This window comes from Streptomyces xantholiticus (assembly GCF_014651015.1).
Lineage (GTDB): Bacteria > Actinomycetota > Actinomycetes > Streptomycetales > Streptomycetaceae > Streptomyces > Streptomyces xantholiticus.
Window position 1 is genome coordinate 92,919 of record NZ_BMWB01000013.1, and the last position, 22,540, is coordinate 115,458.

The 22,540-nt window shown below is 69.9% G+C and carries 18 protein-coding genes; 7 read left to right on the top strand and 11 right to left on the bottom strand.

The window, feature by feature from the left end; translation table 11 throughout:
• Window positions 1-47: 47 nt before the first annotated feature.
• The 4 genes from IE198_RS19995 to IE198_RS20010 form a co-directional block, all read right to left on the bottom strand.
• Window positions 48-962: a TauD/TfdA dioxygenase family protein gene (locus IE198_RS19995; protein ID WP_189888485.1), complete on the bottom strand. Its 915-nt coding sequence runs from the start codon at window positions 960-962 to the stop codon at window positions 48-50.
• A 31-nt stretch (window positions 963-993) separates the two neighbouring features.
• A complete protein-coding gene (locus tag IE198_RS20000) occupies window positions 994-1,968 on the bottom strand; it encodes a quinone oxidoreductase family protein (RefSeq protein ID WP_189888487.1) in 975 nt (324 codons plus the stop codon).
• A 115-nt stretch (window positions 1,969-2,083) separates the two neighbouring features.
• A complete protein-coding gene (locus IE198_RS20005; protein WP_189888489.1) occupies window positions 2,084-3,136 on the bottom strand; it encodes a beta-keto acid cleavage family enzyme in 1,053 nt (350 codons plus the stop codon).
• A gap of 336 nt (window positions 3,137-3,472) precedes the next feature.
• Window positions 3,473-4,495, bottom strand: a complete 1,023-nt coding sequence (locus tag IE198_RS20010) for an AraC family transcriptional regulator (protein ID WP_189888491.1) — start codon at window positions 4,493-4,495, stop codon at window positions 3,473-3,475.
• A gap of 168 nt (window positions 4,496-4,663) precedes the next feature.
• On the opposite strand from IE198_RS20010, the gene IE198_RS20015 reads away from it, so the two are divergent.
• Entirely contained in the window at window positions 4,664-5,728 is a 1,065-nt protein-coding gene (locus tag IE198_RS20015) for a TauD/TfdA family dioxygenase (RefSeq protein WP_189888494.1), read from the top strand.
• On the top strand, window positions 5,725-7,218 hold the full coding sequence (locus IE198_RS20020; protein WP_189888496.1) for a long-chain-fatty-acid--CoA ligase: 1,494 nt from the start codon (window positions 5,725-5,727) through the stop codon (window positions 7,216-7,218). The genes IE198_RS20015 and IE198_RS20020 overlap by 4 nt, the downstream gene beginning before the upstream one ends.
• Window positions 7,219-7,732: 514 nt before the next feature.
• On the opposite strand, the gene IE198_RS35340 is transcribed toward IE198_RS20020, so the two are convergent.
• Window positions 7,733-8,440 carry a hypothetical protein gene (locus IE198_RS35340; protein ID WP_229834124.1) on the bottom strand — a complete coding sequence of 236 codons (708 nt, stop codon included), beginning with the start codon at window positions 8,438-8,440 and terminating at the stop codon, window positions 7,733-7,735.
• An 805-nt stretch (window positions 8,441-9,245) separates the two neighbouring features.
• On the opposite strand from IE198_RS35340, the gene IE198_RS20030 reads away from it, so the two are divergent.
• Entirely contained in the window at window positions 9,246-10,685 is a 1,440-nt protein-coding gene (locus tag IE198_RS20030; RefSeq protein WP_189888498.1) for an MFS transporter, read from the top strand.
• 63 nt (window positions 10,686-10,748) lie between these two features.
• Here the strand turns inward: IE198_RS20030 and IE198_RS20035 are convergent, their stop codons facing one another.
• From IE198_RS20035 to IE198_RS20050, 4 genes are all read right to left on the bottom strand, one after another.
• Entirely contained in the window at window positions 10,749-12,596 is a 1,848-nt protein-coding gene (locus IE198_RS20035) for a glycoside hydrolase family 15 protein (protein WP_189888500.1), read from the bottom strand.
• Window positions 12,597-13,285: 689 nt separating this feature from the next.
• Window positions 13,286-13,684, bottom strand: a complete 399-nt coding sequence (locus tag IE198_RS20040) for a type II toxin-antitoxin system VapC family toxin (protein WP_189888502.1) — start codon at window positions 13,682-13,684, stop codon at window positions 13,286-13,288.
• On the bottom strand, window positions 13,681-13,965 hold the full coding sequence (locus IE198_RS20045) for a hypothetical protein (RefSeq protein ID WP_189888504.1): 285 nt from the start codon (window positions 13,963-13,965) through the stop codon (window positions 13,681-13,683). The genes IE198_RS20040 and IE198_RS20045 overlap by 4 nt, the downstream gene beginning before the upstream one ends.
• A gap of 420 nt (window positions 13,966-14,385) precedes the next feature.
• Window positions 14,386-15,723, bottom strand: coding sequence for a hypothetical protein (locus IE198_RS20050; protein ID WP_229834125.1), 1,338 nt, complete (start codon window positions 15,721-15,723; stop codon window positions 14,386-14,388).
• A gap of 175 nt (window positions 15,724-15,898) precedes the next feature.
• On the opposite strand from IE198_RS20050, the gene IE198_RS20055 reads away from it, so the two are divergent.
• Together IE198_RS20055 and IE198_RS20060 are read left to right on the top strand one after the other, a co-directional pair.
• The gene (locus tag IE198_RS20055) at window positions 15,899-16,321 is read left to right on the top strand and encodes a DUF6325 family protein (protein ID WP_189888636.1); all 423 of its coding nucleotides are present in this window, start codon (window positions 15,899-15,901) and stop codon (window positions 16,319-16,321) included.
• A gap of 31 nt (window positions 16,322-16,352) precedes the next feature.
• A complete protein-coding gene (locus IE198_RS20060; RefSeq protein WP_189888506.1) occupies window positions 16,353-16,667 on the top strand; it encodes an SHOCT domain-containing protein in 315 nt (104 codons plus the stop codon).
• Window positions 16,668-17,049: 382 nt separating this feature from the next.
• Here the strand turns inward: IE198_RS20060 and IE198_RS20065 are convergent, their stop codons facing one another.
• Together IE198_RS20065 and IE198_RS20070 are read right to left on the bottom strand one after the other, a co-directional pair.
• The gene (locus IE198_RS20065; protein ID WP_189888508.1) at window positions 17,050-19,500 is read right to left on the bottom strand and encodes an ABC transporter permease; all 2,451 of its coding nucleotides are present in this window, start codon (window positions 19,498-19,500) and stop codon (window positions 17,050-17,052) included.
• Entirely contained in the window at window positions 19,497-20,189 is a 693-nt protein-coding gene (locus tag IE198_RS20070; RefSeq protein WP_189888510.1) for an ABC transporter ATP-binding protein, read from the bottom strand. Before IE198_RS20070 ends, IE198_RS20065 begins: the two co-directional genes overlap by 4 nt.
• 220 nt (window positions 20,190-20,409) lie before the next feature.
• On the opposite strand from IE198_RS20070, the gene IE198_RS20075 reads away from it, so the two are divergent.
• Entirely contained in the window at window positions 20,410-21,708 is a 1,299-nt protein-coding gene (locus IE198_RS20075; RefSeq protein WP_189888512.1) for a sensor histidine kinase, read from the top strand.
• Window positions 21,705-22,394 (top strand): response regulator, encoded by a 690-nt coding sequence (locus tag IE198_RS20080; RefSeq protein WP_189888514.1) that lies wholly within the window; start codon window positions 21,705-21,707, stop codon window positions 22,392-22,394. The genes IE198_RS20075 and IE198_RS20080 overlap by 4 nt, the downstream gene beginning before the upstream one ends.
• Window positions 22,395-22,540: the final 146 nt, after the last annotated feature.

Consider the following 22,540-nt stretch of genomic DNA (forward strand, 5'->3'; position numbering starts at 1 on the left):
GATGGAACGTGCTTTTGACGGAACGTGCTTTTGACGGAGAGGGAGGGTCAGAACGGTCTGTCGCCGACGATCCCGGCGCGCTCCATCCGGCGGACGGCGGGCCAGTAGTCCTGGACGGCGTAGTGCTGGGTGGAGCGGTTGTCCCAGATGGCGACGCTGTTCGGCGTCCAGCGCCAGCGCACCTGGTACTCGGGGACCGCGGCCTGACTGATCAGGTAGTTCAGCAGCAGGCCCGCGCCGGGGGCGTAGTCCTGCCCGAAGCGCACGTTCCCGGGCGTGTGGTAGTTGACGAAGTGCGTGGTGAAGGCGTTGACGAAGAGGATCTGTTCGCCGGTCTCGGGGTGGGTGCGCACCACCGGGTGCTCCGCGTCGGGGAACCGCGCCTTGAGCGCGTGACGCTTCTCCGGCGGCATGACGGCGCCGAAGGTGGCCTCGATGCTGTGCCGGGCCCGCAGGTCCTGGATCTGGGTCTTGATGTGCTCCGGCAGCCGGCGGTGGGCCTCGGCCATGTTGACCCAAATCGTGTCGCCGCCCACCGGGGGCGATTCGATGCAGCGCAGTACGGCGCCCATGGAGGGGTTCTCGCGCCAGGTGCCGTCGGTGTGGAGCGCGTTCTCGTAGTGTTCGGCCGGGCTGTCCAGGTCCTTGTAGATCCGCACCAGGCCGGGGTGTTCGGGGTCGCTGCCGGCCACCGGGTGGTCCTCCAGCGGGCCGAAGCGCTCGGCGAAGGCGACGTGTTCGGCGCGCGTGATGTCCTGGTCGCGCAGGAACAGCACCTTGTACCGCAGGAGCAGGGCCTTGATCTCGGCGAACAGCTCGTCGTCGCGCGAGGCGTCGGCGAGGTTCACGCCGGAGAGTTCGGCGCCGATGGTGCAGGTCAGCGGTTCGACCTTGATCGAGCCGCGGGAGTGCGGGCGGACGAGCGCCGGCGCTTCCCGCACCGGAACGGCGGTCTTTTCCATGGTTCTTCCTCCAGGAGAGGGGGCGTGGTGCTCAGAGGGCGAAGACGGACGATCCCGTGGTGCGTCCCGCCTCCAGCTCGCGGTGCGCCTGTACGGCGTCCTCCAGCGCGTAACGCTGGTTGATCTCGATGGCGATGCGGCCCGAGGCGACGTGGTCGAACAGCTCGCCCGCCAGCTCTGCCCGCTCGACCGGATCGGCGATGTAGTCGGCGAGCGCCGGCCGGGTGACGAACAGGGAGCCGTTGACGGCCAGTTGCATGGCGTCGATGGGCGGAACGGGCCCGGAGGCCGTACCGAAGCAGACCAGCAGACCGCGGCGCCGGAGCGAGGCGAGCGAGGCGGCGTAGGTGGTCCGGCCCACGCTGTCGAAGGCGACAGGGACCCCTGCGCCGTCGGTCAGTTCGCACACCCGCTCGGCCACGTTCTCGCGCCGGTAGTGGATGACGTGGTCGCAGCCGTGGGCGCGGGCCAGCTCGGCCTTCTCCTCGGTGGAGACGGTGCCGATGACGGTCAGCCCGAGCAGCTTGGCCCACTGGCAGACGATGAGGCCGACGCCGCCCGCCGCAGCGGTCAGCAGGATCGTGTCGCCGGCCTTCAGCGGGTGGATCCTGCGCAGCAGGTACGCGGAGGTGAGGCCGCGCATGGTCATCGCGGCGGCGGTCTCGAAGCCGATGCCGTCCGGCAGCCGGATCAGGGAGTCGGCGGGCATGACCCGTTCCGTGCTGTAGGCGCCGAGCGGGCTTCCGGTGTACGTGACCCGGTCGCCCTCAGTGATGTGGGTGACGCCCTCGCCCACCGCCTCGACCACCCCCGCGGCCTCGACGCCCAGTCCGGCGGGCAGCTGCGCGGGATACAGGCCGCTGCGGAAGTAGGTGTCGGCGAAGTTGAGTCCGACGGCTTCGTGCCGGATCCGTACCTCGCCCGGTCCGGGGTCGCCGACGACGACCTCTTCCCAGCGCAGGACGTCGGGACCGCCGGTCTCCTTGAAGCGAATGGCGTGGGCCACGGGCGTACTCCGTTGTTCATGGGACGTGAGAAGGGGCCGCCGGTGCCGGGGGAGTGGTCCCGGCGGCCCGTGGGTGCGCGCGGATGCGCGGCGGTGTGGTGGCTGCGTGCCGCGGTCAGGCGTCGCGCAGCATGAAGCCGCGCTGATCAGGACGGCGGTTGGGCACCATGCCGAGGCGGGCCAGCGTCTCGTCCGCTCCGGAGTAGTACTCGCCGAGCTTGTAGATCTTCTTCGCCTCGGCGCCGGTCGCGATGTCGCGGCCGAGCGTTTCGGAGATCCGCACCATCTGCTCGACCTGCTCGACGGTGGTCATGCGCTCGCCCTTGCGCCGCCACAGGTTGTCCTCGTTGCCCACGCGCACGTGCACACCGAGGGCGATGCCGATCGCGTTCATCGGCGCCACGGCGCGCATGGAGCTCTCGATGGTGAGGACGGCGCCGTCCGGGGTGCGGCGGACGAACTCGATCAGATCGGCCGGGTGCCGTCCCGCGAAACCGCCGCCGATGGCCACGTAGTTGAGGATCAGCGGACCCGTGTACACCCCGGCCCGGATGAGCCGCTCCACGGTCTCGAGCTGGGCCAGGGTGGCGAGCTGGAAGTGCGGCTGGATGCCGTTCGCGTGCAGGCGCTTGAGGTGCTCCAGGTAGAAGTCGGGGCCCGCCTCGACGACCATGTCGCGGTACGCCTTGTAGTACTCGGGCTTCGCGATCGAGGTGCCCTCCAGGTCGTCGTCGGTCATGATCTCGACGATGTTCATCTGGCTGGTGTTGATCGCGATCGTCACCTGGTCCGGCGCGGGGGTGAGGTCGGCCAGCAGGTGGCGGGTGTCGTAGCTCAGCCACTTCGCCTCGCTGCCCTCGTCCTCCGGGGCGAACGAGATCGAGCCGCCGATCTGCAGGACCATGTCCGGTACGGCCTGCCGCAGCCGGCCCAGCAGCTCGTTGAACATGGACATCCGCTTGGAGCCCTTGCCGTCGAGCTCACGTACGTGGATGTGGAGCACGGTGGCGCCGGCGTTGTAGCAGTCGACGGCTGCCTGGACGTGCTCGTCCATGGTCAGGGGGAGGTCGTCGGCGTCCCCGGGCAGCCACTCCGGCCCGTAGGGAGCGGCCTGGATCACCAGCTTCTCCTGGTTCTCCGGGAAGAGTGAATCGTCGTGGAAGTGCACGGTCCGTCTCCTTCGTGCGATCGGTGATCACTCGCCGGGATCATCGCCGCGTGCGATGCGAGGACTGGATGTCCGGCGGGGATCGATGCGGGTCACCGGGGGACAGCGGGCACAGGACGGCCCGGTACGCTCGACCGGTCCGGAGGGGACGTGCACAGGGGGAGTACCACGACTCTCCTCCGGCGGCCGACCGCGTCTCTGCGGTGCTGCCAAGGTAGGGGCGAGAACTCGCGCTCGCTTGACCCGCGGGGACAGATAATTTGTCATTTGGGGACATCACCAGAGGCCTGCCGCATGAGCCGCCCCGACCGGGCCGGGTTCAGGCCGCCCGCGGAGTCAGTCCTGGCCGGGGAGCTGCTGCCGGTCCCTGCCGCTGCGCCACGCCCTCGGGCTGGACCCGAACTGCTCGCGGAACCAGCGCGAGAAGGCACTCAGTGACGAGAAGCCGAGCAGGTCGGAGATCTCCGTCAGCGAGCGCCGCGGATTCGCTACGAACTGCTCGGCGAGGTGCATGCGGGTGGCGTTCAGGAGCGAGGAGAACGTCTCGCCCGAGGCGCCCAGATGCCGGTGGACGGTGCGCCGGTCGACACCCAGGCTGCGCGCGACCTGCTCGATCGAGCAGCGCCCGCTCGGCAGCAGGACCTCGATCAGCTCCCGCACCCGGTCCGCGACGGTGGTGTCCTTGGGGACCGCGATCGCCTCGAAGTACTGGCGGGCGTACTCCCGCAGCAGCGGGTCCGCCATCGCGTTGGGCGCATCGAGGTCGTCGGCGTAGAAGACGATGCCGTCGAACTCGCGGCCGAACTCCACCATGGGGCCGAACACACGCCGGTGCGTCGCCGGGTCCGCCGGCGCGGGATGCCGGAACCAGACGGACAGCGGCTGCCACCGCGTGTGCAGGAAGCCGCGCAGGATCCGGTGGAAGGCGGCGACGGCCAGGTCCGTGGCCTGCCGGCTCTCCATCGCCTCGCCGAGCCGCAGGTCGACCTGGAGCGTGGCCAGCCCGTCGCCCTCGGACAGCCGGGCATGCAGGATCTCGTTGTACATGTGCTGATGACGGATCAGCAGCCTCAGGGCGCTCCGCACGTCGGGTTCCTCGCGGACGACCAGACTGACGGGGCCGAGGTTGGAGAAGCGCCGGAACTCGGCCATCCGTACGCCGAAGTCCTCGTGCCCCGAGGCGGCTGCCGACACCTCCAGCACCTGGACCGCGGCCGCCCCGGAGATCCACCGGTCCTGGACCGCCAGGGCGGCGGTGTCCAGACCCACGCGCTTCATCAGCGGCTGTGGGTCGACGCCGAGGGAGCGGCACAGCTCGACATAGCCGCTGAGCGCCGCGGTGCGGACCAGGGGCTTCATGTGCACCCTCCAGGACTGTCCCAGCTGTGTCCCGAGAAGATAAGTCAGATGTCACGCGAGGACAAGCAAATGCCCCACGGGCGACCTAGCATGGCGCCCGTTCACCCGCCCGATTCGCTGCGGCGACTGCCCCGGGGCCGGTGCACGGGCGATGGTACGGAGGCGCACATGACCGGTACGACGGACACAGGTGAGGCGCTGCACGTGCCCTGTTCGGGCCCCTCGGTGTGGCGGGGCGGAGATCTCGCGAACCGCGAGGAGTGGGTCCTGCGGCTCTCGCCGCGCCACCTCGCCGAGATCGACGCCGCTTTGTGGGAGGCACGCAGGCGCGACCTCACCCTGCTGAAGCTGACAGCCGCCGACTTCCCGCTCCCCACGCTCGCCGGTGAACTGGAGCGCATCGCCGGGTCACTGGAGCACGGACGCGGGTTCGCGATCGTGAAGGGCCTCCCGGTCGGACGGCTGGGCGAGCCGGCCGCGAGCGCGGTCTTCTGGGGCCTCGGTCAGTACCTGGGGCGTCCGGTCCCGCAGAACGCGGACGGGCACATGCTCGGCCACGTCCGGGACACCGGCCGTAGCCTGACCGATCCGGCAACACGCGGCTACCAGACCCGGGCGGCGCTGCCGTTCCACACCGACAGGGCCGATCTGCTCGCGCTGCTCTCCCTGCGGGCGCCCCGCACCGGGGGGCTTACCTCCCTGGTCAGCTCGGCGGCGGTGCACAACGAGGTGCTGGACCTCCGCCCCGATCTGGCCGAGCGCCTGTACCGCACCTACTTCTTCGACCGCCGGGAGGAGCACGCTCCCGAGGAGCCGCCGTACGCGACCGCCCCGCTCGTCGCCCGGCCCGAAGGGGCACTGAGCATGCGCTACAACCGCTGCTATCTGGAATCCGCCCAGCGCTTCCCCGAGGTGCCCCGCCTGGAACCGGCGGACCTGGAGCTGTTCGACCTCATCGACGACGTGGCGGGCTCCCCGGAGTTCCGGCTCGACATCGACCTTCAGGTCGGCGATCTGCTGCTGCTCAACACCCACACGATCATGCACGCGCGAGCGGAGTTCGAGGACCACGATCAGCCCGAACTCAAGCGCCACCTGCTGCGGCTCTGGCTGGCCCTGCCGCACCGCCCCCGTACCGAGGGCGTTCGCGACGGGGTCACCCCTCGCGATGTGATCCGCCCCCGGAATGCCGCGTCGCAGGACGAGACGAACCCAAGGAGATACCCGACATGACCAACCTCGCCACATTCCTGGTGGACTCCGCCGCGACCCAGGGTGATCGCATCGCCGTGCGCCACGACGACAGCACGCTCACCTACGCCGAACTGGACGACGCGAGCGCCAGAGTCGCCGCCCTCCTGCGCGACCGCGGCCTCCAGCCCGGCGACCGCGTCGCGCTGACCATGCCCAACGTGCCGCTGTTCCCGGTCGTCTACTACGGCATCCTGCGGGCCGGTGGCGTGGTCGTGCCGATGAATCCGCTCCTCAAGGCCCGCGAGGTGGCCTTCGCCCTGCGCGACTGCGGGGCACGGATCGCGCTGGTGTTCCCCCTGTTCGCGGACGAGGTCGCGAAGGCCGCCGCCGAGACCGGAACGGCCTGCCTGGTGACCGAGCCCTTGGCCTTCGACGACATGCTGCGGGCTCACGAACCGATGCCCGGCATCGTCAGCCGTACCGATGACGACCCGGCCCTCATCCTCTACACCTCGGGCACGACCGGGACGCCGAAGGGGGCCGAACTGTCCCACCGGAACCTGGCCACGAACACCGCCACCACGGCCGAGACGCTGCTTCAGGTCGGACCTGACGACGTTCTCTTCGGCGGCCTGCCTCTCTTCCACGCCTTCGGCCAGACCTGCGCGCTGAACACGGCCGTCGCCGCCGGCGCCACACTGACCCTGCTGCCGCGGTTCGAGCCGCAGCGCGCCCTGGAGATCATGGCCCGCGACGGGGTCACCGTGTTCCTCGGCGTGCCGACGATGTACGCGGCGCTGCTCCACGCCGAGCTCCCCGAAGGCTTCGACATCCACGGGCTGCGCCTGGCCGTCTCGGGCGGCGCCTCGCTTCCGGTCGAGGTGCTGCACGGCTTCGAGCGGCGCTTCGGCGCCACCGTTCTGGAGGGATACGGGCTCTCCGAGACCTCACCGGTCGCCGCCTTCAACCACCCGGACCGCCCGCGCAAGGCGGGCTCGATCGGGCAGCCCATCCGCGGAGTCGAGATGCAGCTCGTCGCCGAGGACGGCGGCGTGGTCGCCCCGGGCGAGGTCGGTGAGATCGCGATCCGCGGCGAGAACCTCATGACCGGCTACTGGAACCGCCCCGAGGCCACGGCGGAAGCTGTCCGCGCCGGATGGTTCCACAGCGGTGATCTGGCCCGTGTCGACGAGGACGGCTTCTACTTCATCGTCGACCGCAAGAAGGACCTGATCATCCGCGGTGGCTACAACGTCTACCCGCGTGAGGTCGAGGAGGTGCTGTACGAGCACCCGGCCGTCGCCGAAGCCGCGGTCGTCGGCGTGCCGCACCCGCTGCACGGCGAGGAGATCGCAGCGGTGATCACGCTCCGGTCCGGCGCCCATGTCACGGCCGAGGAGATCCGTGACCACGTCAAGGACCGGGTTGCGGCATACAAGTACCCCCGGATAGTCACCTTCACGGCCGAACTCCCCAAGGGCCCCACCGGCAAGATCCTCAAGCGCGAGATCGTGGTCACCGGTCAGTGAACCGCGCGACGGCGGGCCGCCGCGGCTCTCCGCGTGCCGCTGCCTGAGCCATCGCTGCGCGTCAAGGCTCGGGTCGGGTTTGACGTGCCGGCGCCGCCTGCGGGACTGGAACGACGCTGGAGCCTGAGGCGAACGGCCTCGTCGTCGTGCTGTGCAGCGGCACCGGGTATCCGCCGTGACGCTCATGTGACGCTCCGAGCACCTCGTCGTCCGTGGCTGGGGCCCGAAAAACCCGCCTTACCTGGAGGTTCTCCGGTCTTTTTCCACCCTGACACCTTTTCGATGACGCACCATGTGGAGTGCGTGGCGATTCTGGAGCCGGTCGGGAAGGGCATCTGACCTGAGCTTTTGTGCGGGCGCATTATGTGTGATGTGGGCGTTACGGGCGATATCCTGACGCTGAGATGACGCTCATTCGACGCTCGTTCTGATGGGGCGTCACTTGGCTGATCGTGCAGGTCATGCTGGGTGGGGCGCAATCCCGAGGGCTGGCTTTGCGGGACCTTGAAGAAAATCAGTGGGGTTGCGGCACCGCTGATCGCGGGGGCAGGCGCGCTGCCGGGCGTGTGGCCGTGTCGGCCCACTCGCCGGCCCGGTGCGGCTGGCCGCCGCTGAGCACGATCCGGAGACGGTCGGACGGGGCGTGGTCGAAGCGGGGGATTCTGACCCAGGAGTGCTTCTTGGCCTCGGCGCGTTCCTTCTCGGTGGCGACGTGCTCGGTCCGGTCCTGTTCCTGGAGAACGAGGAACCCCACTGGTTGTCCTTGCGCCGTGATGGTGAAGTGGGGAGATGCCCTGCGTCGGCGATGAGACGGAGGCGCGGCGCCGGTCGCTCCCGCCGAGGAGGAGTGCCCTTGGGCCTCGGCAGCGGTGATCAGGGCCTGGATGAGCCGGAGGGCGCGCCCTTGGACGGGTTTGGTCAGGCCGAGCGGTTGGGGTTGGTTCTGCATGGCCCGGACCACGGTGTGCGGGCGAGTGAGCCGGGAGGGGACGGGAACGGGTTCGAGGACGGCAAGGCGCCAAGCGGGGATGTCGACGAGCTTGATCTCGTACCCGTCTCGGCACCAACCTCCGTATGGCTCCTTCGTCTTCGGGATCCTGCCGGACCTGCGTGCAGAGGCGATACGGGACGGCCAGTTCACGGAGTCCGGACCACTGCCGCTCTTGACGATCCGGCCGCCGGCGTCCGCGAACTCTTGCAACAGCTGCTCCGTGAGCGTCACGCGATGCTGCGGCGGAGGGCTTGGCTGTCGCCCGGCGGGCACAGTCGTCTGCGCTCGGGGGAAGGAGGCTGCGGCGTGGACTGGGCCTTCCGAGGCCGCGGCCCACCAGAGGGAAGGGATACGTGCCGTGTGCCAGGTAGTGCTGGCCGGCGCTCGTCAGGACGACGCTCCACTGCCCGCCTTTCCGGGAGACCGCGACCAGGCCCCTGTTCTGCAGTGCCTGACAGGTGGTCTTGTAGGAGCTGGTCTCCCATACGTCGGCAGGGCACCCGGCTACCACCCACTGCAGTACCGCAAGCTGACGTTCATTGACCTGCCGCTCCAATGGTCCGCCCTCCACGGATGACCGGCACTTGACGGGGGCGGATGCTGTCAGGGCTGGTGGCAAGCGGTGGGCGTTTCGTGAGGGATTCGCTCGAAGGAGCGGCCGATGTCGGCTTCCCCGGACCACGCCCGGCCAGAGCCGGGAGCACGCGGTGCCGTCACCTCGGCGAGTGTGGGACCAGTGTGAGATCTCCTCGACACGTGGCGTCATGTTGCTGACGCTGCGCGTTCCCAGGCGCGTCTCCGGCAGGCTGGTATCCCTGGCTGACCCGGCCCGGCATACGTGCCCGCCCGCACGACTGCCCGGCCTTTCCGCCCGCCGGTCCCACACCCTCATCGCGGTGACAGAGTCGGCCGGACACTGCGCGTCTTCGTCATGACGGCAGGCGTTCGTGGGACGGTCACGGTGGCGCTGCGCCGATCTGCGGAGAGTGGCAACGCGCGGTCCCAGGGGGCAGGCGAACGGATGGGGATGGGCGATATGGAGGGATCAGCTGCTGCGGGAGCTTCGGGGCCCGCGCCCACGGGGCGGCGTGTTCTGGCTCCGCTGGCGTTGGCACAGTTCATCTGCAGTTTCGCGGGCTCGAACATGAACGTGATGATCAACGACATCAGCGAGGACCTGGACACCACCGTGCAGGGTGTCCAGGTCGCGATCACGATCTTCCTGCTGGTGATGGCCGCGCTGATGATCCCGGGCGGGAAGCTGACCGACAAGTGGGGGCGCAAGCGCTGCCTGCTGGCGGGGCTCGTGGTCTACGGGGTCGGGGCGGTGCTCAGCGCGGTCGCGCCGGGGCTGGGTGTGCTGATCCTCGGGAACTCGATTCTGGAGGGTGTGGGTACGGCGCTGCTGATCCCGCCGGTCTACATCCTGACTACGCTGCTGTTCACCGACACGGCGTCCCGGGCGCGTGCGTTCGGCGCGATCATGGCGATGGGCGGGATCGGGGCGGCCGCCGGTCCGCTGATCGGCGGGCTGATCACGAGCGCGATCAGCTGGCGGGCCGCGTTCGTGTTCCAGGCGCTGGTAATCGTGGTGATCGTGGTGCTCAGCCGTCAGATCGCCGATCCGCTGCCGCCCGACCCCGCCCGGCCCTTCGACACTGTCGGGGCCGTGCTGTCGGCGTCGGGCCTGGTGCTGCTGGTGACGGGCATCCTGGCCGTCGACGACAACGGCTGGCTGGCGCTGGGCCTGCTGCTGGCCGGTGCGTTGGTGCTGGTCGGCTTCTTCGCGTGGGTGCGCGGCCGCGAGCGCGCCGGCCGGGAGGCGCTGCTGTCGACGGACCTGTTCCGCAACCGCACCTCCAACCTCGGCCTGGTCACCCAGAACACGCAGTGGCTGATGCTGATGGGCGTCTCGTTCACGGTCGCCGCCTACCTGCAGGTCGTCCGCGGCTACGACGCGATCGAGACCGGCGTCATCTTCACCGCCGCGACCCTCGGCATCCTCGCGTCCTCACTGGCCGCCGAGAAGCTGGCCCGGCGCCGCGCACAACGCACCCTGATCATGGCGGGCTTCGTCGTGACGATCGCCGGCGTCGCCGTGCTGCTGGCCCTGGTCGCCTGGAAGCCCGGTGCCTGGGCGTTCGCCCCCGGCCTGCTGCTGATCGGACTGGGCCTGGGCGTAATGCTCACCCCGTCAGTGAACGTGGTCCAGTCGAGCTTCCCGGAGACGCAACAGGGCGAGATCTCCGGCTTGTCGCGCAGCATCTCCAACCTCGGCTCCTCGCTCGGCACGGCCGTCGCGGGCACGATCCTGGTGTCAGGGCTCAGCAAGGGCGCATACGCGGCGGCAACGGCTGCGCTCGCGGTCGTCGGCCTGGGCGGGCTGACCGCCGCGGCCCTGTTGCCGCGCGCCGGCCGGCCCCCCGCTACCGGAGCCGGGACGGCCGCGCCGCCGCCAGGGGCGCCACAGCGGTGACCCCGCACCGCACGTTCCATCGGCTGCCTCGAGCTCTCCCTGGGCTGCCGACGGTACGTGCGGTCAGCCTGTCCGGCCCTCGACACGGTCGAGCTCCTCGTCCAGGGCGAGGGCGGCATCGATCAGGGCCAAGTGGGTGAAGGCTTGCGGGAAGTTGCCGAGCTGCTCACCGGAGGGGCCGATCTCTTCGGCGAACAGGCCGACGTGGTTGGCGTAGGTGAGCATCTTGGAGAAGGCGTAGCGCGCCTGGCTGAGGCGTCCGGCCCGGGCGAGTGCCTCCACGTACAGGAAGCTGCACAGGTTGAAGGTGCCCTCCGAGCCGCGCAGGCCGTCCGGGGAGGCGGCGGGGTCATAGCGGTAGACGAGGCTGTCACTGACGAGCTCGGCGTCCATGGCGTCGAGCGTGGTCAGCCAGTCGGGGTCGGTGGGGGTGAGGAAACCGACCTTCGGCATCAGGAGCAGGGACGCGTCGAGGACCTCGGTGTCGTAGTGCTGGACGAAGGCGCGGCGGTTCTCGCTCCAGCCGCGGTCCGCGATCTGGCGGAAGACCCCGTCACGTGCGCCCTGCCAGCGGGCCAGGTCGCCGGGGCGGGAGTGGGCGGTGGCCAGTTGGACGGCGCGGTCGAAGGCGACCCAGGTCATCAGGCGGCTGTAGGTGAAGTTCTGGCGGCCGCCGCGGGTCTCCCAGATCCCTTCGTCCGGGCGGTCCCAGTGCTCGGCCAGCCAGTCGATGACGTCGGTGAACGTGCGCCAGCCCCGGATGCCACCGATGTCCTCGGCCTGGGCGAGGGCATAGGCGGCCTCGCCGTAGATGTCGAGCTGGATCTGGTCGGCGGCGGCGTTGCCGGCCCGCACCGGCCCGGACCGCCGGTAGCCCTCCAGGTGGTGCAACACCTCCTCGTCGAGGTGCGGCTCGCCGTTGACGCGGTACATGATCTGCAGCGGCTCGCCCGAGGCGGTGCCTCCGGCGGCCAGGCGCTCCCGCAGCCACCGGCGGAAGGCGTTCGCCTCGGTGGTGAAGCCGAGACCGATCAGCGCCCGCACCGACAGGGAGGCGTCACGCACCCAGGTGTAGCGGTAGTCCCAGTTCCGCTCCCCGCCGATCTGCTCGGGCAGGCCCATGGTGGCGGCGGCGATCGGGGCCCCGGTGGGGGCGTACGTCAGCAGCTTGAGGGTGATCGCGGAGCGGGCGACCATCTCGTGCCAGCGGCCACGGTAGCGGGAGGCGCGCAGCCAGTTCAGCCAGAACGTACTGCACGCGTCGAAGGCGGCGGCGATTGCATCAAGGGCGGGCGTCCCACCGCCGGGCCGGCCGCTGAGGCCGCCCGGATCGCCGGTTTCGCTGGTGAGGACGACGGCGGCACGTTCCCCGGCCTGGAGGGTGAAGCGGGCGGAGACGTCGGTGCCGTCCGGGTGCAGGACGATCGGCGCGGTGACCTGCAGGTGCAGATCCGTGCCGGGCCCCCGGAGCAGCATGGATCCGTCGTCGAGGCGCGTGAGGTCATGCGGTGCGCGACCGTAGTCGAAGCGGGGCCGGCAGATCAGTTCGAACGGCACGTTGCCGCGCACCACCCGAGCGACCCGAATCAGCCGGTGCCGAGCCGACGGTGTCGTCGACGGGTCGGGGGGCATGAAGTCGACGACCTCGCCGACGCCGCCGGGCGTCATGAAGCGGGTGATGAGGATGGCGGTGTCAGGAAGGTAGAGCTGGCGGACGGTGGCCTCGCCGCCGACATCGGCGGCGAGGCGGCAGGAACCACCGCGGTCACTGTCCAGCAGCGAAGCGAACAAGCTGGGGGAGTCGAACCGAGGGGTGCACCACCAGTCGAGAGTGCCGTCCGCGGCGATCAGCGCCGCTGTCTGCAGATCACCGATGATGCCGTGGTCCGCGATCGGGGGGTAGTCGTTCACAACGCCTCCTCGGCCCTCTGCGCTAGCCAGTGACGCACAGAGTCCTCGCACCAGGGCGGCACCGCCACCGGTCCGATCCCGCCGGTGGTCGCATCCCACGTGGGACCGACGGCGCCGCTGCCATGGCCGAGCCTCGGCCGTCCTGCCCATCATCGCGACACCGGGCGCCCCCCAGCCACTCCTGGCCGGAGCACCCGTGCACCGACCGCACCGTCGGCCGGCAGACGCTACTGGCGAACGCCGGGTGAGGAACGCGCCCAGGAGGCGGACCATGGCCGAAGTCCGCCGTCGGCTGGTCGAGGTGGATCGACGACGCCACCGGCCTGAAGGCCACGTTCGCCCGTACCTCCTGGCACAACCGCTCGCTGCGCGGCGCCAGCCAAGCCGGGCTGATCAACAACCTCAACTGGCGGCAGTGCTCGCCGCCGCCTCGGGCCTGCTCGCCGCCCGCTGGATCACAAAGCACCAGCCGACCCCGCTGAACGACCTGACTTCCCGTACCGCGCGGCTCCGCTATCAGAGGCCGAAGTCGCGCGGTTCGGAGTGCGAGGCGAAGCTGAGGCAAGGCGGCCACCTACACATCGCCGACTACGGCCCTCCGCCCAGCGAGAGAACCCGCTGCCCGCCCGGACACCCCGCTGGGCGTTCCGGGCGCCACGCGTCGCGGGTGCTCGGTGCAGCGACGCGTATCAGACCTTTTCTGCGGTGACACGGGGGTGGTCGGTGGTGAGCATGGTGATGTCCTCGACGTCGGACGTCAGGATCGTGACGCGGCCCGGCTGGGCGAGGGCGGTGGCGCACAGCATCGCGTCGATGGCGTACTTGTGGCCGTGCAGCCCGGCCGCGCGCAGCAGACTGGCGGCGGACTGGGCGATCGCCTGAGTGACCGGTTCCACCCGCAGCCGGGACAGCGTCCATTTCAGCGCGGCGTCATTGATCCGGGGGTGAATCACCTCGACGAGCACGGCGGCCGAGGTGATCACCGGAAGGTCGGCGTCGCGCGCGGCGGTGAGCCACTCGTGGACCTCGCGGTCGCGCTGCACGGCTTTGGCCAGGCCCTCGCTGTCCAGAATGAGCGCGCCGCTCACGCGGCTGCCCCGGTTCCGGAAGAGGTGCCACCGGTGAGCTTGGCCCGCTTGGCGGCCACGGCCTCCGGGTCGGCGGGGCCGTGGGTCTTGTCGAGGTCGGCGATCAGCTCGTCCAGGTTGTCGCGCTCGATCTGCCGTTGCGCGGCCCTCTCCAGGTACGCGGACACGCCCCGCTTGCCGACCCGCTCACGGATTGCTTGCAGGGTGCCGGCGGTCAGGGAGACGGAGATGCCGCTGCTGGGGCCGTCGCCGGGTGGGAAGTCGGTGTCGTCGTCAGCCATGACACGAGTATGGCATTTGGAATGCTATACGACGAGACCCTTCTCAGCGGCACCCCGAGCCTCGGGGAGGGGCGAAACGCGCGTCGAGAAGTCGCGTGTAGCGCCCGTCGTGCCCGCAATGCACATTGATCTTGAGTCTGGTATGCGTCGTGCGCGCCTCTGACCTGCGGTTTCCTCCGACCTGTCCGAGGCGCGTCCGCTGTCCGAGGAGCGCCCGCCGAACAGGATCACGTATCCGCACGGGCCCGCATGAGCACACAGCGGTCAGGAGGCCGCAACCGCCCGCGAGGTCAGTCCCGGACGGGCTCGCCCCGCAACGCTGTCGGCCGTCCTCGCCCGGTCCCTGACGTCCGGCGAACTGCGGACGGCCTCGGCCCCCGCCCTGTAAGTACTGGTGTCCCGACGGCGCGGGGCGATACCTCAGGGAGTGACGGTCTCCCGGGATTCGGTGGCGGCCGAGGCGGAGCCGGTGTCCAGAAATTCCCGGATCGCGAAGCCCACCAGCACGACGACCGTTGTCCACACCACGACCATCGTGGTCGGGTAGCTCCAGGTGAACAGAACGATCGCGGCGACCACCAGGATCGCGGCCCCGATCCAGCGCTTGAAGCGGTGCACGAACCGACCGACTGCCCCCAGCCGAAGTCCTCCGGAGACGGCGACGTCGCGCAGGGCGCCGATGCTCCTGCGACAGCCGGTGCGGACGAGGACGGCGATCCGGGACGGGCCACTGAGAAAAGCGCCGACAGCGGTGATGAGGGCGACGGCACCCAGCGCCCGTACACCGGCGCGCAAGAACTTGATCAGCGCGTCGTACACCGCTCCGGCAGCGGCCGGAGACGCGCCGGAGGGCAGATGGTCGAGGTAGACGTCACGGAAGACGGTGAGGGTGATCCCGAGGAACAGCATGGCCGCGAACACTGCCGACGCGGCCCCGATCAGCGCGTGCCGACGGTTGAACGCCGTGTACACCCCCGCCGCGGCCACCAGCAGGGTGATGAAGGGCAGCCAGCCCCCCAAGATCTCCAGGACCCTCATATACGTCTTGATCTTGCCGATGTCCTTCGACTGGAGCACAACGAAGTCCGTGTGGACATCCGGGATCCTCTCGGCCACTCCGAGGCCGGCGTCGACAAGCCGCTCCTTGACCTGGGCCACGATCGGTGCCACGTCGATGGCCACCTGGTCGTTCTCCAGCGAGACCACCCCGTCGGCATTGCCCGTCAGGGCCTTGTCGACGGCCGAGTGCACCTTGCGGTTGCCCTCCACCCAGACGGTCTCGAAGGCACTGCTGGTGACCACCCGCTCCACGGTGCCGCTGACCAGCCGCTTCAGACCGTTCGTGATCGGCGCCTGAAGATTGCCGACCAGCTGGGCCGCCTTCGGTGGGACGCCCGTCTGCGACACGGCGTCCTGCAACTGCTTGACCAACGCGTCCACGTCGATCTGTGCCAGCACCACGTCCGTGACTCGGTTGGTGACCGCCTTCTGCACATCCGGATCGGAGGCCAGCGGCCCCACCGTGGCGACGTAGCGGTCCGTGTCCCGCACGATGCTGTTCGCCCAGACCGCGACGACGGAAAGCAGCGACAGCAGGGCCGCGAAGAGGATCAGCAGGACGGAGCCTGCGGACCGGAAGGGGTGATGCCGCGCCGCCCGCGGGCGCGCGCCACTTTCCAGGGCACCCAAGCGGTGCCGCAGTTCATCCAGTTCGCTGTGCTCCCGGTTGGAGTGCGGCTCGCCGCCTGTGTGGGCCATGGACACCAGAAGACCCGCGCGATGCCGAGCGGGCGACCCGGGTGAGCCCGACGAGTGATTCGAGCACGAGGTGCGGCCGCCCCGGTGCGGTGATGCAATGGCCTGGGGGAGCAGGCACGAGCCCAGAGGTGACGCCGTGAGTGACGCATTCGACGAAGTCGACGCATCCGGCGAGATGGGACCGATCGACTATCTGGTCGTCGAGTTCCCCGGCAACCGAATGACCGGCGAGGGCCTCCCCCTCCTGGTCGATCTGGTGGACCGCGGCCTCATCCGGATCCTCGACCTGACGTTCATCCGGAAGGACACCGACGGAACCGTGAGCGGCTTGGAGATCGGCGATCTCACCGGCGACGGCGAACTCGACCTGGCCGTCTTCGAGGGAGCGTCCTCCGGCCTGCTGGGCCAGGACGACCTCGAAGAGGCAGCCAACGCCCTGGAACCAGGCAACTCCGCCGGCGTCCTGATCTACGAGAACCTCTGGGCCGCACCGTTCGCCGCCGCCCTGCGACGCGGCGGTGCCGAGCTGGTCGCCTCCGGAAGAATCCCGGTGCCCGCGGTTCTGGCCGCGCTCGACGCGACCGAAACCGCGCCCTGAAAAGCACGGGGAAGCAAGAAGGGAGATCACCATGCCGGGACTCCTCCGAGGGGTTGCCCGTACGGCCGTCGTCGCCGGAACGGCGACCTCCGTGTCGAACCGTGTATCCCGCCGACAGCAGGGGCGATGGGCGGCCCAGCAGGGGTACCAGGAGCCCGCGGCGCAACCGGCGCCCGAGTATCAGGCGCCCGCACCGCAGCCGGCGCCTCCCGCCGGGTCCGCTCCGGCGGCCTCCGACATGTCCAGCAAGATCGAACAGTTGAAGCAGCTGGGCGACCTCAAGGCCCAAGGCGTTCTCACCGAGGCGGAGTTCGAGGACCAGAAGCGCAAGGTCCTCGGTACCTGACCCGCTCCGCAGTGAGGACGACCGGAGTGGACGTACCCGAGACCGACCGGGACCTGCCGGGCCGCGACTGTGAGTGCCGGGGTATTGCCTTGAGCCGGAGCAACGGGTTGTCGGCCGTGGCGCTCTTGGTGGCCGCACGCGGGACACCAGGCCGTAAAATCGCACCTGACCTGGCCTTTTCTGTACCTCGCATGCCGACACCTTTCCGATGACCTCGCACGTGGAGTGCGTGGCGATTCTGGAGCTTGCCGCAAAGGGCCTCTGACCTGCTGTTTCCTCTCGAGGACCTGCCTGGACGGGGCCTCGTCGCCTGTGCCTGTACGGGCAGCCCGACCCCGCGGGCCTGGCGGATCGGCCCCGGCGGCTCGCGCTCCGGCGGACGCTACTCGGTTCGCAGCGCCGTGGCCGTACGGGCCCTGGCCGCCCAGCCGGCCGGGATCAGCGCGCCCAGCACCGCGATCACGACCCCGCCGAGCCCCAGCAGGAGCAGCTGGAAAGGCCCGTACACATCGAGGACAAGCGACGGCAGGCTGGTGCCTACGGCACGTCCCATCACCGGCATGACGACGTGGTGCAGCGCGTACCCCGCAGGGACGCCGATCAGCCCGCCGATCACGCCGATCACGGCCACCGAGGCGAGCACGAGGCCCATGGCCTGCCGCGGCGTCATGCCGATCGCCTTGCAGACGCCCAGGTCGTGGATACGTTCCCCGGTGTCGAGGACCACGGAGTTGAGTACGCCGAGACCGGCCACGGTGATCAGCATGAGGGTGAGCAGCACCGCCATCGCGGACATGATGAGGATGACGCCCTCCTGCCCAGAGGAGGCGTTGGTGGTGGCGTCGCCCCCCAGCGGCTGTACGACTGCGGCGACCTTCCGGGCGTATTCGTCGGCGGAGACGCCGGACTTGGTCTCGACGAGGAAGGTACTGGGCTCGGCCGACGCGAAGTTGGCCATGTCCGCGTGGATCTCCAGCCGGCTGCCCGACGTGTCGAAGGACTCGCCCACGATCCGCAGGTTCGCGGTCTCCTTCTCGTAGGTCACCCGCACCGTGTCACCGATCTTGGTGCTGGTCCTCTCCAGGAAGCGGGAGGGCACCACGACCTGCCCCTTACCGGTGATCCAGTGCCCGGAGAGCATCTCGTAGCTGCCGGAGCGCGAATTGCCCTCGTAGAGGCTGGCCTGAATGGAGCCGGAGACCCCGGCCACGGCGACCTCGGTCTGGGCCTTGCCGTAGTACGACTCCGTGCCCGGCTGTGACGTGACGGCGGACCGCACCTTCGCCGGATCGGCGACCTTGGGCTTTTTGGACGTGCTTGCCGCGCTGCTTTCCACGGGAGGCGGGCCTGACTCGCTGCCGCCAGGGGGAGGCGGGTCTTCCGCGTTGCCCCCTACAGGAGGCGGCGGGGGAGGAGCGACTTCGATTGCCTCGGTCGTCGTGACCGTGACCGCGGCACGGTTCTCGGGGTCCTGGGAGGTGCCGATCGCGTTCAGGGACGAGGTCAGCCCCACCGCGAACGTCGCCGCGACCGTGCCGAACGCCACCGCGAGCAGCATCGCGAGGGTACGTACCGGATGAGTGAAGGGGGTGGCGAGACCGTAGGTCACCTGTCGCGGCAGCGGCAGCATCCCCATCGCCCGATGCGCCCACTGGCCGCGTCCTGTGCGCGGCGACCGGCCGACCGCGATGGCCTCGACCGTACGCAGCCTTCCGGCCCGCAGCGCGGGAATCAGAGCCGCGAGCCCCACGACGACCAGGGCGGCGGCCGGCACGGAGACATCCACCCACCAGGCCACCGAGAGCGAGACGCCGCCGTACACCGACTCGGTGTCGGACAGCAGTGGCACGGCCAGGAGATTCCCCAGGACGACACCCAGGGCGATGCCGACGACGGCCGGGATCAGCGCCTGGGCCACGTAGGCGCGTACGACCTCGCGCGGAGTGAAGCCGATGGCCTTGAGGATGCCGATCCTGCGCAGGCTGGTGCCGACCGCGCCACTGATCACACTGCTGACGATGATCACCGACATCACGATGCCGAGCGCGCCGAAAGCCATCACGAACGGGACGGTCGCCGCCGCACCCTGATCAGCGGCGCGCTTGGTGTCCAGCCAGGACTGGGTACCCAGCAGCGCCCCGGACCCCACGGAGGCGGCGAGCTTCTTCCGGTCGGCGATGATCTGCTGCTTCGTGCTCGCGGAGTCGAAGCGGTAGAGCATCTGACTCGTGACCGGGCTGCCCTCCGACGCCAGCGCGTTGACCTGCGCGGGAGTCGCCCAGGAGTCGGCCGTCTTGCTGGCCGACACAGCGAAGCCGACGATCGAAAGGGTCGGGGCGCCCCCGGCGTCCGACGTCTTCATGGGGGTGCCGATCCCGAGGGCGGGCCCCTCGAACGACGCGTCGAGTACGATCTCGCCCCGCTTCTGCGCCCACCGGCCGGACTTCAGATCCACCCGGTCCACGGCGCCGTCAGGGCCGGACCGCCCGACCAGGGTCAGCGTCGGCAGTTGGAAGCCCGCCCGGTCCACCGGACGGACCGACGTGGACGGGTACGGTCCCGCGCTCGCGGCGACGCCGGGCAGCTTCCCGGTCTTCGCCAGCTCCGCCGCACTCGCCTTGGCAGGATCGAACTGCGCGGTGATGTGCGAACCTCGCTGCTTCCTGAAGGCGTTGTCGAAGGGCGCGGCCGCGGCGACCATCAGCGACCCGGCGACCACGGCCGACGCCACGGCCATCATCGTGGCCACGGCGATCACCACTGTCTGCACCCGCCGCCGGCCCACCCCGGAACGTACGACCCGGCCCATCGCGCCGGTACCGAACAGGCTCATCGGACGGCCTGCGCGCAGGAGTCGAGGGCGACGTGACCGTCGACCAGGTGGATAGTGCGGCTCGCGCACGCCTCCGCGAGGGACAGGTCGTGCGTCACCAGCACGATGGTCTGTCCAGCGCGGTGCAGATCCGTCAGCAGGTTGCGGACGTCGTGGCCCGAGGCGGTGTCGAGCGCACCGGTGGGCTCGTCGGCCAGCAGCAGCGCGGGCCGGTTGACCAACGCCCGTGCGACACCGACCCGTTGGCGTTCACCTCCGGACAGCCGGCCCGGGTAGGCGCGGGCGTGCTTCTGGATGCCCAGCATCTCCATGAGCTCACCCGCGCGGGCCGCGGCCGCGCGTCGGCTGCTCCCGGTCAGCTGGGCCGGGAGCTGGATGTTGTCGGTGACGGTGAGGTCGTCGAGGAGATTGAAGAACTGGAATGCCATGCCGATGTGCTCGCGACGGAACTTGGCGAGGGCGTGCTCGCTCAACTGGTCGATCCGTCGCCCGGCCACGATCATGGCGCCGTCGGTCGGCTTGTCCAGGCCTGCGACGAGGTTCAGCAGCGTGGACTTGCCGCTGCCGGAAGGGCCCGTCACGGCAAGAGCCTCACCCTTGGCGACGCTGAGCGTGAGCGGTCCGAGCGCCGGCGCGCCAGCGCTGTCGTAGCGCTTCGCCACACCCTCCAGTTCGATCACTTGATGCATACGAGTTGTCCGTCCTTACGGTCGCGAGAGGCACATGCCGTTGCCGGTCCTGCGAACCTAGGGGTGCCGCGTATGGGGCGCTTCGGCCGCGGAACCGACATCAGGCCCTTCCCGCGGAGGATTCGGCCGCGGAGTCCTACCTGAGAAGTAGGCCTCTGGGACAACGCCCTGGCCGGACAGGCGGACGCGGGCCGGGCGGAGAGCGCAGCACAATGCACGGATGGAGAGGGAAGACCGGCGCAGTCGGCAGCAGCAGCTCGTCGACGCGCTCCGTCCGGAGGCGAAGGCCGCCCCGCTGTCCCGGCGAGCGGTGCGCGTCGATGTGGTGCTGGCGGTCGTACTGACCGTCATTGCCCTGTTCGTGGCGGTGCGCTATCCCGGCGACGGGCCGGTGAACAGCAGCCCCCCTGCGGTGGACGTCGGGACCGGGGTCCCGGCCCCGCCCTCGCCGCCCGACCCTGGTCAGGTGCCCGAGGCGGAAGAACCCTCCTCCGCGCCCTGGGGCCTGGTAATCCTGTCGACGCTGCCGTTGGCAGCCCGGCGCCGGTATCCGCTGACCTTGTTCGTGGTGGTGCTGGGCGCGGCACTGGCCATCGGCAGCTCCGCCTCCTGGATCACCGTCCTGGCCTGTGTCATCGGCGCCTACAGCGCCGTCGTATACAGCCGTTACCGGATAACGGCGATCGCCGTCCTGGTGATCGCCGCCGCGCTGTCCGGTTTCGCTTTCCGTAACGCGGACCCCGTGCTCCCCGGATGGTCCAGCCCCGGATTCGTGCTCCTGGTGGCCGGGATGCTGGCCAGCCTCGTCCGCTTTCTGCAACTTCGGCTGGCGTCCAGCCGGGACCGGGTGACAGAACTGCAGGCCGCTCAGGAGGAGGCCACGCGCCGCGCCGTCGAGGAGGAGCGTGCCCGCATTGCCGCCGAACTGCACGACGTTGTGACCCACAATGTGAGCGTGATGGTGATCCAGGCTGGCGCGGCCCGCAAAGTGATGGACATGGCCCCCGAGCAGTCGAAGGAGGCACTGCTGGCCGTCGAGGCGGGCGGTCGGGCCGCCATGGCCGAACTCCGCCACGTGATGGGCCTGCTGGCCGCTCCGGACCACGAGAGGCCCGACAGCCTGGAGCCCCAGCCCGGGCTCGCACAGCTCGACGCGCTCGTCGCACGAGTACGCGCCGCCGGTACGCCCGTGAGCGTCGGGGTGTCGCTGCCGCCGGATCCGCTGCCACCGGGGTTGGACCTCGCGGCCTACCGCGTCGTACAGGAGGCGCTGACCAACACGATCAAACATGCGCGCGGCGCGCAGGCGTCCGTCGCCATCGGTTACACCGACGCCTGTCTGGAGATCGAGATCACGGACACCGGCGGCGCCAAGGAGTCCCCGCCGGTGCAGAGCAACGGCCGTGGCCACATGGGGCTGCGCGAGCGGCTGGCCGTCTACAAGGGCGAGCTGACGGCCGGGCCGACAAACGCCGGCGGCTACCGGGTCACGGCCCGCATCCCGCGGAGCACCGTATGAACAAGGACCAGCCACCGCTGCGTGCCGTCATCGCCGACGACCAAGCTCTCGTACGCACCGGTTTCAAGATGATCCTGGCCGCGGACGGCATCGAAGTGACGGCCGAGGCGGCCGACGGGGCCGAGGCTGTCGCAGCGGTCCGCCGTACGCGGCCCGACGTCGTCCTCATGGACATCCGGATGCCGGAGATGGACGGCATCGAGGCCACCAGGCGCATCATCGGCGACGCCGGCCCGGACGGAACGCGGGTCATCATCCTCACCACATACGACCTCGACCACTACGTCTACGCCGCGCTCACGGCCGGCGCCAGCGGCTTCCTGCTCAAGGACGTCACCCCCGAACATCTGGTCTCCGCCTTACGCCTGGTGCAGACCGGCGACGCTCTCCTCGCGCCCACGATCACTCGTCGGCTGATCGAGCGCTTCGCCCATCACGACGAACCGCAGACCATCGCCCCGCACCGCGATCTGTCCGGCCTGACCCCGCGCGAGCTCGAGGTGCTCCGCCTGCTCGCGACGGGCCTCAGTAATGCCGAACTCGCCTCCCGGCTGTTCCTCAGCCCGACCACGGTCAAGAGCCATGTCGGCCGCATCCTCTCGAAGCTGGACCTGCGTGACCGCGTCCAGGCCGTCGTCTTCGCCTACGAGACGGGGTTGATCGCCCCGGGCGGGGCGCCCCGATGATTGATTCCGAGGTCAGTGGTCGTGGGCCGTCAGTGACCAGATGACTGGTTGGTGGTGTGGTGGTCGTGCCAGATCGCGGCGCTCCGGCCTTCCCACACGACGCGTACGGTGCGACCGACGAGGGCGCGTAACACCGGCCACATCCT